General features: G+C 63.4%; 11 protein-coding genes and 1 tRNA gene. 9 read left to right on the forward strand and 3 right to left on the reverse strand.

The annotated features are described in order from the left end of the window. The first annotated feature begins 12 nt into the window (after positions 1-12). The 4 genes from fdnG to fdhE are packed head-to-tail and all read left to right on the forward strand — an operon-like array spanning position 13 to position 5,608. Positions 13-3,078, forward strand: coding sequence for a formate dehydrogenase-N subunit alpha (gene fdnG / locus BMZ46_RS17995; RefSeq protein ID WP_139184872.1), 3,066 nt, complete (start codon positions 13-15; stop codon positions 3,076-3,078). Positions 3,079-3,092: 14 nt separating this feature from the next. After that, complete coding sequence (fdxH, locus tag BMZ46_RS18000; RefSeq protein WP_011334112.1) at positions 3,093-4,028, forward strand: formate dehydrogenase subunit beta; 936 nt, start codon at positions 3,093-3,095, stop codon at positions 4,026-4,028. Then, positions 4,025-4,678 (forward strand): formate dehydrogenase subunit gamma, encoded by a 654-nt coding sequence (locus BMZ46_RS18005; protein ID WP_074690608.1) that lies wholly within the window; start codon positions 4,025-4,027, stop codon positions 4,676-4,678. The genes fdxH and BMZ46_RS18005 overlap by 4 nt, the downstream gene beginning before the upstream one ends. A 3-nt stretch (positions 4,679-4,681) precedes the next feature. Further along, on the forward strand, positions 4,682-5,608 hold the full coding sequence (fdhE, locus tag BMZ46_RS18010; protein WP_074690607.1) for a formate dehydrogenase accessory protein FdhE: 927 nt from the start codon (positions 4,682-4,684) through the stop codon (positions 5,606-5,608). Between the two features lie 3 nt (positions 5,609-5,611). Here the strand turns inward: fdhE and BMZ46_RS18015 are convergent, their stop codons facing one another. Then, entirely contained in the window at positions 5,612-6,943 is a 1,332-nt protein-coding gene (locus BMZ46_RS18015; protein WP_074690606.1) for an ATP-binding protein, read from the reverse strand. Then, positions 6,940-7,665, reverse strand: a complete 726-nt coding sequence (locus BMZ46_RS18020) for a response regulator (RefSeq protein ID WP_074690605.1) — start codon at positions 7,663-7,665, stop codon at positions 6,940-6,942. The genes BMZ46_RS18015 and BMZ46_RS18020 overlap by 4 nt, the downstream gene beginning before the upstream one ends. A gap of 149 nt (positions 7,666-7,814) precedes the next feature. Between BMZ46_RS18020 and BMZ46_RS18025 the strand changes: the two genes are divergently transcribed. The 5 genes from BMZ46_RS18025 (at position 7,815) to BMZ46_RS18045 (ending at position 12,291) form a co-directional block, all read left to right on the forward strand. After that, positions 7,815-8,126: a hypothetical protein gene (locus BMZ46_RS18025; protein WP_074690604.1), complete on the forward strand. Its 312-nt coding sequence runs from the start codon at positions 7,815-7,817 to the stop codon at positions 8,124-8,126. 17 nt (positions 8,127-8,143) lie between these two features. Continuing rightward, positions 8,144-8,824 carry a DUF3313 domain-containing protein gene (locus BMZ46_RS18030; RefSeq protein ID WP_074690603.1) on the forward strand — a complete coding sequence of 227 codons (681 nt, stop codon included), beginning with the start codon at positions 8,144-8,146 and terminating at the stop codon, positions 8,822-8,824. Between the two features lie 51 nt (positions 8,825-8,875). After that, entirely contained in the window at positions 8,876-10,282 is a 1,407-nt protein-coding gene (selA, locus tag BMZ46_RS18035) for an L-seryl-tRNA(Sec) selenium transferase (protein ID WP_074690602.1), read from the forward strand. Beyond that, on the forward strand, positions 10,279-12,189 hold the full coding sequence (selB, locus tag BMZ46_RS18040; protein ID WP_074690601.1) for a selenocysteine-specific translation elongation factor: 1,911 nt from the start codon (positions 10,279-10,281) through the stop codon (positions 12,187-12,189). The genes selA and selB overlap by 4 nt, the downstream gene beginning before the upstream one ends. A gap of 6 nt (positions 12,190-12,195) precedes the next feature. Next, a tRNA-Sec gene (locus BMZ46_RS18045) sits at positions 12,196-12,291 on the forward strand. 9 nt (positions 12,292-12,300) lie between these two features. On the opposite strand, the gene BMZ46_RS18050 is transcribed toward BMZ46_RS18045, so the two are convergent. Then, positions 12,301-13,584 (reverse strand): OprD family porin, encoded by a 1,284-nt coding sequence (locus tag BMZ46_RS18050; protein WP_246883830.1) that lies wholly within the window; start codon positions 13,582-13,584, stop codon positions 12,301-12,303. Positions 13,585-13,619 lie beyond the last annotated feature (35 nt).

Consider the following 13,619-nt stretch of genomic DNA (forward strand, 5'->3'; position numbering starts at 1 on the left):
CAGGAGTGCACGATGGATCTCAGCCGTCGTCAGTTCTTCAAGGTCGCCGGTATCGGCCTTGCAGGCTCTAGCCTGGGCGCGTTGGGCATGGCCCCGACGCAGGCCTTCGCCGAGCAGGTGCGCCACTTCAAGCTTGCCCACACCCATGAAACCCGCAATACCTGCCCGTACTGCTCGGTCGGTTGCGGCTTGATCATGTACAGCCAGGGCGATGCGGCGAAGAACGTTGCGCAAAACATCATCCATATCGAGGGCGACGCCGACCACCCGGTCAACCGCGGCACCCTGTGCCCGAAAGGCGCGGGCCTTTTGGACTTCATTCACAGCCCCGGCCGCTTGCAGTACCCGCAGGTGCGCAAGCCCGGCAGCAGCGAATGGACCCGGATCACCTGGGACGAAGCCCTCGACCGCGTCGCCGACCTGATGAAGGCCGACCGCGACGCCAATTTCGTCGAGCAGAACGCCCAGGGCCAGACAGTCAATCGCTGGCTGACTACAGGATTCCTCGCGGCGTCGGCAGCGTCCAACGAAGCGGGTTACATCACCCACAAGGTGGTTCGCAGTCTCGGCATGCTGGGGTTCGATAACCAGGCGCGTGTCTGACACGGCCCGACGGTGGCAAGTCTTGCCCCGACGTACGGCCGTGGAGCCATGACCAACACCTGGACCGATATCGCCAACGCGAATCTGATCCTGGTGATGGGCGGCAACGCAGCAGAAGCCCACCCTTGCGGCTTCAAATGGGTGACCGAAGCCAAGGCGCACAATGCCGCGCGGCTGATCGTGGTCGATCCGAGGTTTACCCGGACCGCGTCCGTGGCCGATTACTACGCGCCGATTCGCACCGGCAGCGACATCGCGTTCATGGGCGGGCTGATCAATTACCTGCTGACCGAGGACAAGATCCAGCACGAATACGTGCGCAACTACACCGACGTATCGTTCATCGTCAGAGCCGGATTCGGCTTCGAGGACGGACTGTTCACCGGTTACGACGCGGCCAAGCGCAGCTACACCGACAAATCCACCTGGGGTTACGAGTTGGGCGAGGACGGCTTCGTGAAAGTCGACCCGACCCTGCAGGACCCGCGCTGCGTCTATCAACTGATGAAGCAGCATTACAGCCGCTACAACATCGACCTGGCGAGCCAGATCTGCGGCATGCCGGTCGATGCGATGAAAAAGATCTGGGAGGAAATCGCCACTTGCTCGGCACCGGGCAAGACCATGACCATTCTCTATGCGCTGGGCTGGACCCAGCACTCGATCGGCTCGCAGATCATCCGCAGCGCAGCGATGGTGCAACTGTTGCTGGGCAACGTCGGCATGCCGGGCGGCGGGGTCAACGCCTTGCGCGGGCACTCGAACATTCAGGGCCTGACCGACCTTGGTCTGCTGTCCAACGCGCTGCCGGGTTACCTGACCTTGCCGACCGACGCCGAGCAGGATTACGCGGCCTTCATCCATAAACGCACGCAAGTTCCATTGCGGCCGGGGCAATTGTCCTACTGGCAGAACTACAGCAAGTTCCACGTCAGCCTGATGAAAGCCTGGTATGGCGCCAATGCCACCGCCGAGAACCAGTGGGCCTACCACTACTTGCCGAAACTCGACATCCCCAACTACGACATCCTCAAGGTGTTCGATCTGATGGGGCAGGGCAAGGTCAACGGCTACATGTGCCAGGGCTTCAACCCGATTGCCGCGTTGCCGGACAAGAACCGGGTGATGGCGGCGCTGGCCAAACTGAAATGGCTGGTGGTGATGGACCCGCTGGCCACCGAAACCTCGCAGTTCTGGGAACACGTCGGGCCGTTCAACGATGTGAAGAGCGCCGACATCCAGACCGAAGTCATACGCCTGCCAACGACGTGTTTTGCCGAAGAGGACGGCTCGCTGGTCAACAGCAGCCGCTGGCTGCAATGGCACTGGAAAGGTGCCGACGGCCCGGGCGAGGCGCGCACCGACGTGCAGATCATGAGCGCGCTGTTCCTGCGCCTGCGAGAGCGTTATCAGGCCGAGGGCGGCAAATTCGCCGATCCGCTGTTGAAGCTGTCGTGGCCGTACAAGATCGCCGAAGAGCCCTCGCCGGAAGAGATCGCCAAAGAGGTCAACGGTTACGCCACCACTGACTTCACCGACGCCACGGGCGCGGTGATCAAGGGTAATTCGCAACTGGCCGGGTTCGCCCAGCTCAAGGATGACGGCAGCACTGCGTCCGGCTGCTGGATTTTCTGCGGCAGCTGGACCGAAGCCGGCAACCAGATGGCCCGCCGCGACAACAACGACCCATACGGCATGCATCAGCATCAAGGCTGGGCGTGGGCCTGGCCGGCCAACCGGCGGATTCTGTACAACCGCGCCTCTGCGGACGTCGCCGGCAAGCCGTGGGATCCGAAAAAACGCCTGGTCTGGTGGAACGGCAAGACGTGGGGCGGCACCGACGTGCCGGACTACAAGGCTGACGTGCCGCCGGAAGCCGGGATGAACCCGTTCATCATGAACCCCGAAGGCGTGGCGCGGTTCTTCGCCGTCGACAAGATGAACGAAGGACCATTCCCCGAGCACTACGAGCCGTTCGAAACGCCGATCGGCATCAACCCGCTGCACCCGGACAACAAGAAAGCCACCAGCAACCCGGCGGCACGGATCTTCGATTCGGTGTGGGACAGCCTCGGCGTGGCCAAGGATTACCCGTACGCCGCCACCAGCTACCGGCTGACCGAGCATTTCCACTTCTGGAGCAAGCACTGCAAGTTGAACGCGATTGCTCAACCCGAGCAGTTCGTGGAAATCGGCGAAGTGCTGGCAAAAGAGAAGGGCATCGCCGCTGGCGATCGGGTGCGCGTGAGCAGCAAGCGCGGGTTCATTGAAGCGGTGGCGGTGGTGACCAAAAGGATCCGGCCGTTGCAGGTCAACAACCAGGTGGTGCACCAGATCGGCATTCCGCTGCACTGGGGTTTCACCGGCCTGACGCGCCACGGTTACCTGACCAACACCCTGGTGCCGTTCCTCGGCGATGGCAATACACAGACCCCGGAATCCAAGTCATTCCTGGTCAACGTGGAGAAGCTCTGATGGAGAATCTTTAGATGGCCAGCCAAGACATCATTGCCCGCTCGGCCACCACGACCCCGGCGCCTTCGATACGCGGCCAGGAACAGGTGGCCAAGCTGATCGACACCACCAAGTGCATCGGCTGCAAGGCCTGCCAGGTCGCATGCTCGGAATGGAACGAGCTGCGCGACGAGGTCGGCCACAACCACGGCACCTACGACAATCCGCAGGATCTGAGCGCCGATTCATGGACGCTGATGCGCTTCACCGAGCACGAAACCGACGCCGGCAACCTCGAATGGCTGATCCGCAAGGACGGCTGCATGCACTGCGCCGAACCCGGATGCCTGGCGGCGTGCCCCAGCCCTGGCGCGATCATCAAGCACGCCAACGGCATCGTCGATTTCGATCAGGACCACTGCATCGGCTGCGGTTATTGCATCACCGGCTGCCCGTTCAACATCCCGCGCATTTCGCAGAAGGACCACAAGGCCTACAAATGCACGCTCTGTTCGGACCGGGTGGCGGTGGGTCTGGAACCGGCCTGCGTAAAAACCTGCCCGACCGGAGCCATCGTGTTCGGCACCAAGGACGACATGAAAACCCATGCCGCCGAACGCATCGTCGACCTGAAAAGCCGTGGCTTCGACAACGCCGGCCTGTATGACCCGCAAGGCGTCGGCGGCACCCACGTCATGTACGTGCTGCACCACGCCGACACCCCGAAAATCTACGCCGGCCTGCCGGACAACCCCGAGATCAGTCCGCTGGTGGGTTTGTGGAAAGGCATCAGCAAGCCGTTGGGTCTGCTGGCCATGGGCGCGGCGGTGCTGGCCGGGTTCTTCCATTACGTGCGGATCGGCCCGAACCGGGTCGAGGAAGATGAACATCCAGATCCGCCCGACACCTCGGTGCACGTCGTCGATCCGGCAGTGCACACCTTCGACCCACGCGGGGAGGGCCGGCCATGAGCAACAAGACGATCCTGCGCTACACCGCCAACCAGCGCACCAACCACTGGCTGGTGGCGATTCTGTTCTTCATGGCCGGCCTGTCGGGGTTGGCACTGTTCCATCCGTCGATGTTCTGGCTGACCAATCTGTTCGGCGGCGGGCCGTGGACGCGAATCCTGCACCCTTTCATGGGCGTGCTGATGTTTGTGTTCTTCCTGGGGCTGGTGTTTCGCTTCTGGCGCTCGAACTTTTTCATCGACAACGACTGGAAATGGCTGCGGCGCATCGACCGGGTGCTGGTCAACGACGAAGAGACCGTGCCGGCGGTGGGCAAATATAACGCCGGGCAAAAGCTGCTGTTCTGGACTTTACTGCTGTGCATGCTCGGATTGCTGTTCACGGGGCTGGTGATCTGGCGCGCGTATTTCAGTCATTACTTCGGCATCACCACCATCCGCTGGGCGATGTTGTTGCACGCACTGGCGGGGTTTGTGCTGATCCTGAGCATCATCGTTCACATCTATGCCGGGATCTGGATCAAGGGCTCGGTGAACGCAATGATGCACGGCTGGGTCAGCCGCGCCTGGGCCAGGAAACACCATGCACTCTGGTATCGCGAGGTGGAGAGCAAAGATCCGCCAGAGCGACCGGTCACAAAAAAGGGCTGACAGTTGCCAACCATCCTTGAACCCGGAGAAATCGAAGCGGCGGCCAGTTCGCCGCCGTTTCTGCACCTGCCGCCGCACAACCTGTTCACGCTGCGGGCCCAGCGTCTGGAACGTTTGGCCGAAGGGCATCCGCTGGCCGATTACCTGCGCTTGATTGCCGGTTTGTGCCGGGTCCAGCAGCAAATCCTCGATGATCCGCCCTCGACCGCGCCGCTTGATGAACAGCGGCTGGAAGTCTGCCGGCAACACGGCATGCCACCGTTTGCTGCCGAAACCTTGATTCGCGAGGACACCTGGCAGCTGTATTTCGAGGCCTTGCTCCAGCGTTATGTCGCCCCTGAGCAACCGGCGGTGGGCGAGGCCGTGACCACGCTGCGCATCGCCAGTCCCGGCCAGTTACGCGCGTGGGCCGTGGCGCTGGTCAGCGGCCAGTATTCGCTGGTGCCGGCGGCGCTGGTGCCGTTTCTCGGGGCGGCGCTGCAAGCGGCGTGGAGTCACTGGCTGCTCAGCGCTCCGAACCTGCAACTGACGCCCGGCGACAGCCTCAGCCAGTGCCCGGCCTGTGGCTCGCCGGCCATGGCCGGGGTGATCCGCCATCGCGGCAAACACAACGGCCTGCGGTATCTGGTGTGTTCGCTATGCGCCTGCGAATGGCATGTGGTGCGGGTCAAGTGCGTGTATTGCGAGCAGAGCAAAGGGCTTGAATACCTGAGCCTTGAGGATGATCGCCACGCCGCCAATCAGGCGCCGCTGCGCGCCGAAGTCTGTCCGGGCTGCAACAGCTACCTGAAGTTGCTGTATCTGGAAAACGACGGGGAGGGCGAGGCGCTGTCGGCAGATCTGGGCAGTCTGCTGCTCGACATGCGCCTGGCTCAGGACGGCTATCAGCGGCTGGCGCCGAATCTATTGCTGGCGCCCGGCGACGAATAGGCCTCAGCGGTGCGGCAACTCAACGCGTGCGCGCAAGCCGCCGCTGCGGCGGTTACGCAAACTGAGTTCGCCACCCTGTTCACGAATGATTCCCCGTGCCGCCGAAAGACCGAGCCCGACCCCGCCGGTGTCGCGGTTGCGCGAGGTCTCGAGACGGAAGAACGGATCGAACACCCGCTCCAGCGCGTCCTCGGGAATTCCCGGCCCCTCGTCAATGACCTCGATGCGAATCGACGTGTCATCGCAGCTCAGCGCCACACTGGGTCGCTGTCCGTATTTCACCGCGTTATCCAGCAGATTGACGATGACCCGCTTGATACCCAGCGGCCGGCCGTCGTACACCACATGCGCCGGGCCGGTGAAACCGATGTCGAGGTGCTGATCGCGGTAGTCATCGACGATGGTTTGCAGCAACTCCGACAGATCGAACGCGGTGGATTGCTCCAGGTGGGTGTCTTCCCGGAAGAACGCCAGAGCGGCGTTGATCATCGATTGCATTTCCTCGATGTCGCGGATCAGTTTGCCCTGATGGTCGAGGTCTTCCATGAACTCGCTGCGCAGGCGCATTCGGGTCAGCGGGGCGCGCAAGTCGTGGGAGATGGCCGCCAGCATGTGGGTGCGCTCGCCGATGAAATGCTGGATCTGCGCCTGCATCGTATTGAACGCGACGATGGCCTGACGGATCTCGTGCGGGCCTTCGAGGTGGATCGGCGGCGCTTTCAGGTCCCCGCCGAAACGCCGCGCCGCATGGGCAAAGCGCTGTAACGGCTGGGCCAGTTGTCGTGTGGCCAGCCAGGCGACCAGCAGCGTGGCGACCAGTCCCAGGGCAACGATCACGGCAATCCGCACGTTCAGGCTCAAGCCCCAACTGCGCTCCGGCGGCGTGAACGACAGCCAGCTGTCATCGGCCAGCCGCACCAGTGCCATGTAATGCGCGCGAGGGCTGCCGGCGGGCCAGTCGTCGGGGTTGAACACGTCGATCTGCCGGTCATCGCCGAGCAACTGCCGCAGCGCCGGCACTTTTCCGGCCTCGACCTGTTCGCCGTCCCCCGGCAGACCGAAGTCGGCTCGACGGGGTTTCCACAGCACTTCAAGCATCGGGCTGCTGGCGGCACTGGCCAGTTGCGGGCGCAGAGCCGCCGGCGCTGCCTCGATCACGCGCGTGGTGGCAGCGATCTGTTCCAGCAGCCCGGTGCGCTCGATCGGCGGCCGGGCCCAGATCCCCGCGACCTGAACGAACAGCGCATTGAGCAGCAGCGACGCGAGCATGGCCGCGACGATTGTCAGGGCAATCCGCCGGCTGAGGGTGTCGCGCCGCAGCATCCGGCCGATCATGAGCGGCTGACCTTGGCAGTGAACATGTAGCCGCCGTTACGCACCGTGCGGATCAGGTCCGGACGTTTGCTGTCCGGTTCGATCTTGCGTCGCAGCCGACTGATCTGCACGTCGATGCTGCGGTCATAGGCGTCGTGGCCCTGACCGTGGGTCAGGTCGATCAGTTGTTCGCGGGTCAGGATGCGTTGCGGATGTTCGAGCAATACCAGCAGCAGGTCGAATTCGCCGGCGGACATCGGAATCATCACGCCCTCCGGCGAGCGCAGTTCACGGCAGGTGATGTCCAGATGCCAACCGGCGAAGGCCATGACCGGCCGTGAAGGCTCGGCGCCGGACGGCGTGCTCTCACCGACCCGCCGTTGCAGGGCGCGCACCCGGGCCAGCAGTTCCTGCGGGGCGAAGGGTTTGGTCAGGTAGTCGTCGGCGCCCAGTTCAAGGCCGACAATGCGGTCGCTCAACTCGGCCATGGCCGTGAGCATGATGATCGGGATGCCCATCTGCGCCCGGACCTTCTGGCACAGGCTCAGGCCACCCTCGCCGGGCAGCATCAGGTCGAGGATGATCGTGTCCGGTCGCGCCTGCGCAATGGCCGCCCACATGGCCTCGCCATGGGCGGCGACATCGACCTGATAACCGTGCTGAACGAAGAATTTCTTCAGCAAGGACAGAATTTCCCCGTCGTCATCGACGATCAGCAATCTGCTCACGTTTGCGCAATCCATGAACCCAAAAGAAGCGCATCTAAAACCATTTCGATGCGCCGGTCATATATTTCAATCCTGCAACATTCCTTCAGCGCGGACATCAGCCGGACATCGTCGGGCAAACATCCGCAGGCACTCTGCACGCCTTCCAACCAAGGGGGCTCAACATGAAGGACATGAACAGCGGCTACATCACCCGGGACCATGGCGCCGTGCGCCCGTTGATCCTGACCCAGCGCACCACCGCACCGGGCCCGGACACGCCGATCCTGTTCCAGGAGACGTGCCTGGGGCTGGCCAACGATCAGAGTCAGTTGATCCTGCGCCGCTATTTCGAACGGTTCAGCCCGACCGAGGCCCATTGGGTCGAATACCTCCACTCGATTCCCACCGCCGAATTCATCCAATGGATCATGACCCACGGCCAGTTGCGCATCGAGTGCTCCGACAACACCCCGCACAGCCACGTCCACGCCTGAACAAGGAAACACCATCGATGACTAGCCATCGCTCACTGGCCGTGTTGTTTGCCGCCACCCTCAGCCTGTCGGCGTGCAGCAGCAAGAAGCTTCCGGCGGAGCCGCAGGCCGGGTTTCTACGGGATTACAGCGTGCTCAAGGAAGGGCAGACCGCTTCGGGGCAAACAATATTGAGCTGGATCAGCCCGACATTGGCGAGAGGCCGTTATAGCCAGGTTTACCTGGCGCCGAGCCAGTTCTATCCACGGATCAAGCCTTCTCAGCGCATTCCCCAAAGTACCTTGTCGGGCGTGACCCACTACTACGACGCAGCCCTCAGGCTGGAACTGGGCAAGGTGCTGCCGCTGGCGTCTAAACCCGGCCCGAACACGCTGATCGTCAAACCGGCCATCACCCAGGTCGCCGCCAGCACTCAGGGCCTGCGCTTTTATGAATGGCTGCCGGTGACACTGGTTGCGGCCGGCGTAAGCAGCGCCACCGGCATTCGTGACCGCGACAGTGAAATCGCCACGGAAGTGTCCTTCGAGGACGGTTCGACCGGGGAAGTCGTGGCCGAGGTGGTGCGCAAGGGCAAGGGCGTGCCGCTGGAGAACGACAAACAGGTCATGACGCCCGATAACGTGAAAGCCGTGCTCGATGGCTGGGCGACGGACTTGAGTCAAACCTATGTGCCGGTTCAGCGGGCCGCGCTGCGCTAGCAGCAGGGTGGTCTAACATCATCAGGCGTATTTCGATTTCGGGAGTGCCTGATGTCCGTAAGTGTTGCCCTGCGGTTACCGTCGATTGACAGCCTGTTGCGCCACCCGGCGTGCCAGCCATTGGCCGAGCGTTACGGGCGTGAGGCCTTGTTGACGGGGTTTCGCCAGTTACTGGATGACTTGCGCGAAGCGGTGGTGGCGGGGCAACTGACCGCCGTCGAAATCAGCTCTGAAGCGCTGGCCGGAAGGGTCGCCGAACGTCTGGCGCTGAAGCAGCGCAGCCAGGTGCGCCGTGTGTTCAACCTGACAGGCACGGTGCTGCATACCAACCTCGGCCGGGCCTTGTTGCCCGAAGAAGCCATTGAAGCGGTGCAACTGGCGGCGCGCTATCCCTTGAATCTGGAATTCGACCTGGCCAGCGGCAAGCGCGGTGACCGCGACGATCTGATCGAAGGCCTGATCCGCGAGCTGACCGGCGCCGAAGCCGTGACCGTGGTCAACAACAATGCCGCCGCCGTGCTGCTGACGCTCAACAGCCTCGGCGCGCGCAAGGAAGGCATCATTTCCCGGGGCGAGCTGATCGAGATCGGCGGCGCGTTCCGCATCCCCGACATCATGAGCCGCGCCGGCGTGCGCCTGCACGAGGTCGGCACCACCAACCGCACCCATGCCCGCGACTACGAAGCGGCGATAGGCCCACGCAGCGGCCTGATCATGCGCGTGCACGCGAGCAACTACAGCATCGAAGGCTTCACCGCCCGGGTGCCGACCTCCGAACTGGCGGCGTTGGCCCATCGAAATGACTTGCCGCTGCTCGAAGACCTCGGCAGCGGCAGTCTGCTGGACCTGACCCGCTGGGGCTTGCCGGCGGAACCGACGGTGCGTCAGGCGCTGCTCGATGGCGCTGACATCGTCACTTTCAGCGGCGATAAACTGCTTGGCGGGCCCCAGGCGGGGTTGATTGTCGGGCGCAAGGACTTGATCGCGAAGATCAAGAAGAACCCGCTGAAACGCGCATTGCGGGTCGACAAACTGACGCTGGCGGCACTGGAAGCGGTGCTCGGACTCTATCGCGACCCGGATCGTCTGGCCGAGCGCTTGCCGAGCCTGCGTTTGATGACCCGTCCGCAAGCCGAGATTCTGGCCCAGGCCGAACGCCTGCAGCCGGCCTTGTCCGAACGGCTGGGCGAGGTCTGGACCGTCACGGCGGAGCCCGCACTGGGCATGATCGGCAGCGGTAGCCAACCGGTGGCGCGCCTGCCAAGCGCGGCGCTGTGCCTGCGCCCACAGGTATCGAAACGCCTGCGCGGACGTTGCCTGCTGAATCTGGAAGCCGCGCTGCGTGCCTTGCCGATCCCGGTGCTCGGGCGCATCGATGACGACGCGTTGTGGCTGGATCTGCGGCAACTCGACGATGAACCGGCGTGGCAGGCACAACTCGGGCAGTTGCAAACGTGATCGTCGGCACGGCGGGGCACATCGACCACGGCAAAACGTCACTGCTCCAGGCACTGACCGGGCAAACCGGCGACCGCCGCCCGCAGGAACGCGAGCGCGGGATGACCATCGACCTCGGTTATCGGTACGCAGAACTGGCACCCGGCGCCGGGCTGACCGGTTTCATCGACGTGCCGGGCCACGAGAAATTCACCCACAACATGCTCGCCGGCGCGCAAGGCATCGATCTGGTGTTGCTGGTGGTGGCGGCGGATGACGGGGTGATGCCGCAGACCCGCGAGCATCTGGCGATTGTCGAGCTGCTGGGCATTCCACGGGCGCTGGTAGCGATCACCAAGTGTGATCGGGTCGAGGCGGGCAGGGTGGAAGAGGTTCACCGACAAGTCGAAAGCCTGCTGGCGACCGGCCCCTATGCCGAAGCACCGTTGCTGACGGTTTCCAGCGTGACGGGCGAGGGCGTCGACGCGCTGCGCGAGGCGTTGCTGGAGATAGACGCAGAGGAGCGCAGTCGCGAAGGCGGTTTTCGCTTGGCCATCGACCGGGCGTTCAGTGTCGCCGGCGCCGGTATTGTGGTGACGGGGACGGCGCTTTCGGGCTCGGTCGCTGTGAGCGACAAGCTCAGCCTCGGCCCGGCGGGCAAAACCGTGCGGGTCAGAGGTCTGCACGCGCAGAATCAGACTGCCGAACAAGCCTTCGCCGGCCAGCGCGTGGCCCTGAACATCAGCGCGGATCGCCTGGAACTCGGGCAGATCCATCGCGGCCAATGGTTGCTCGCCGAATGGCTGCACGCGCCGACCCAGCGGCTGGATATCGAATTCCGGTTGTTGCCGGGCGAGCGGGTTTTCGAGCATTTCCAGCCGGTCCACCTGCATCTCGGCACGCAGGACGTGATCGCCCGGGTCGCCTTACTGGAGGGTTCGAGCCTGGCGCCCGGCGAGCGCATGTTTGCGCAAGTGCTGACGAACGTCCCGGTGCACGGCGTCCACGGTGATCCGCTGATCCTGCGTGATGCCAGCGCCCAGCGAACCCTTGGCGGCGGGCGCGTCCTTGATCCTTTCGCCCCGGCCCGCCAGCGGCGCAGCCCGGAACGGCTGACACAACTGCGGGCACTGGCGATCAGCTCCGAGCTGGAACAGGCCTTGCCGACGTTACTGGAATACAGCGCAAGCGGCCTCGACCCGCAACGCCTGGAGCGACAGTTCAACCGTCCGCGTGACGGCTGGACGCTGCCGGACAATGTCCGCCTGATCGAAACCCGTCAGGGCCCGGTGCTGTTCAATGCGCAGCGCTGGGGCATGCTCAAGTTCAGGCTGCTGGAGCAACTGGCGCGCTTTCATGAGCTGGAGCCCGATCAGATGGGCCCGGACCGCGACCGTCTGCGGCGTTTCAGCGGTTTGAGCCTCGAACGCGCGACCTTCATCAGCCTGCTGGAAGAACTGCTCGGCGCCGGCTCGCTGGTCGCCAGCGGCCCGTGGCTGCATTTGCCCGACCATCAGGTGCGCCTGAGCGCCGACGACGAAACCCTGTGGCAGGCGTTGCAGCCGTTGTTCGAACAGGCTGGTTTCGATCCGCCGTGGGTACGTGACGTGGCGAAAGTCGTCGGTCTGGAAGACGCGATCGTGCGTTTGCTGCTGCGCAAACTGGCGCGCCTTGGCGTGATGCATCAAGTGGTGCGCGACCTGTTTGTCACCGACATCACGCTGCGGCAAATGGTGGCGGTGCTGCTGCGCCTGGCCGAAGAAAATCCGCAGATCGAAGTCACGGCCTTCCGCGATGCGCTAGGCTTGGGACGCAAGCGCAGTATTCAGATCCTTGAATACTTCGATCGGCTGGGCCTGACCCGGCGCGTCGGCGAAGGCCGGCAAATCCGCACCGACAGTGCGCTGGCCAACCCCGGCGCCGACTGAGTTCAAGGAAGGCAATCGCGCCCGGTGGCGCGGCCGGGCTTCAAACCCGGTTGGGGACGGCATCCGTTCCCGGGCAGGTTCGACTCCGGCTGCCTTCCGCCATTTCTCCCCTCAAAACCCCAGTGGGTACTGGATCACCACGTAGATCCGGTCAATGTCGTCGCCCGCCTGAGCGCTGTTGGCCCGGTGCGACACGTGAGACAGCTGCACCGACAGATCCTTGGCCGCGCCGGACTGGACGATGTAACGCAGATCGATGTCGCGTTCCCAGTGTTTGCCGCCGTCCCCTTGCTGAGGCTGATATTCACCGGAATCCGCGTCGAACGGGTTATAGGCGCCGCCCTTGGGCGCGTGGGTGCCGTCGATGTGGCTGCCGGCGACGTAGCGGGTCATGAAATTCAGCCCGGGAATGCCGAAGGCGCCAAGATCCAGGTCGTAGCGCGCTTGCCAGGAGCGCTCGTGGGCGCCGTTGAAGTCGGCGTATTTGATCGAGTTGGCCAGGTAGATCGAGTCGCCGCCGACGAAATCGAACGGCGTGTCGCCATTGATGCGTTGCCAGCCGAGCATCACCGCGTGGGCGCCGAAGGTGTATTTGCCCGATAGGCTGAACGCCGTGTTGTCGATGTCGCCGGCTAATGCCTGCCCGGTGTCGCGGGTGTGGTAGACGTTGGCGTCAAGCAACAGACCGGACTGTTTGAAATGCAGGTTGGCGTAGTACTGGCGCCAGGTGTCGCTCAGATCGGACGCATACAGCGCGCCGCCCACCGGGCTGTCGCTGAACAGCTCGGTGCCGACAAAACTGATGCTTTCGCCTTGGGTGCTGGCGCCATAGCCCTGGAAGTCGCCTTTGCCGGAAGAGCTGTCCTGGTTCTTGAACGCCGTGAAGCGCCCGGCCACAACGCGTGCGTTTTCGATTTCGTGGCTATCGAGCAGCAACCCCGTGGCGTATTCCGGTTGCAGGCGTTTGTCCGAGGTGTCGAACACCGGCGTTTCCACGGTCATTTCACCGAAGGCGAGGGTGGTTTTCGAAGTCTTCAACTTCAGCGCACCACCGGCGCTGGAATATTCGCTTTCGCTGCGGCCATCACTGTCCACCGGTAATAATCCCGTGCCGGAGTGCCCCTTGCCGCCATCGAGTTTCAGCCCATAAAAGGCGTGGGCATCGAGACCAATCCCGACAGCTCCTTCAGTGAAACCGGATGCGAAAGTGCCGATAAACCCTTGAGCCCATTCCTGTTTGTAGTTTTTTCCAGCGGGCGAGGGCGAGCGGTAATCGTTGCTCAGAAAGAAGTTGCGGCTGAGCACCTCGGCCTTGGCGTCGTCGAGAAAACCGCTGGCAAATGCCGAGTCGGCCATTGCGCAATACAACAGTGCCAGGGCGAAACGCGGTTGCATGAAACCTTTCATGTGTCAGTGACCGGCCGTGATGG

The sequence above is a fragment of the Pseudomonas sp. NFIX49 genome (assembly GCF_900115915.1).
In the GTDB taxonomy this organism is placed as follows: Bacteria; Pseudomonadota; Gammaproteobacteria; order Pseudomonadales; family Pseudomonadaceae; genus Aquipseudomonas; species Aquipseudomonas pharyngis.

What these genes read in the sequence shown, in the direction of transcription:
- BMZ46_RS18030 (WP_074690603.1), top strand. Translation starts at nt 8,144, where the DNA reads ATGACTAGCCATCGCTCACTGGCCGTGTTGTTTGCCGCCACCCTCAGC.
- BMZ46_RS18050 (WP_246883830.1), bottom strand. Translation starts at nt 13,584, where the DNA reads ATGCAACCGCGTTTCGCCCTGGCACTGTTGTATTGCGCAATGGCCGAC.
- BMZ46_RS18015 (WP_074690606.1), bottom strand. Translation starts at nt 6,943, where the DNA reads ATGATCGGCCGGATGCTGCGGCGCGACACCCTCAGCCGGCGGATTGCC.
- BMZ46_RS18025 (WP_074690604.1), top strand. Translation starts at nt 7,815, where the DNA reads ATGAAGGACATGAACAGCGGCTACATCACCCGGGACCATGGCGCCGTG.
- BMZ46_RS18005 (WP_074690608.1), top strand. Translation starts at nt 4,025, where the DNA reads ATGAGCAACAAGACGATCCTGCGCTACACCGCCAACCAGCGCACCAAC.
- fdxH (WP_011334112.1), top strand. Translation starts at nt 3,093, where the DNA reads ATGGCCAGCCAAGACATCATTGCCCGCTCGGCCACCACGACCCCGGCG.
- selA (WP_074690602.1), top strand. Translation starts at nt 8,876, where the DNA reads ATGTCCGTAAGTGTTGCCCTGCGGTTACCGTCGATTGACAGCCTGTTG.
- BMZ46_RS18020 (WP_074690605.1), bottom strand. Translation starts at nt 7,665, where the DNA reads ATGGATTGCGCAAACGTGAGCAGATTGCTGATCGTCGATGACGACGGG.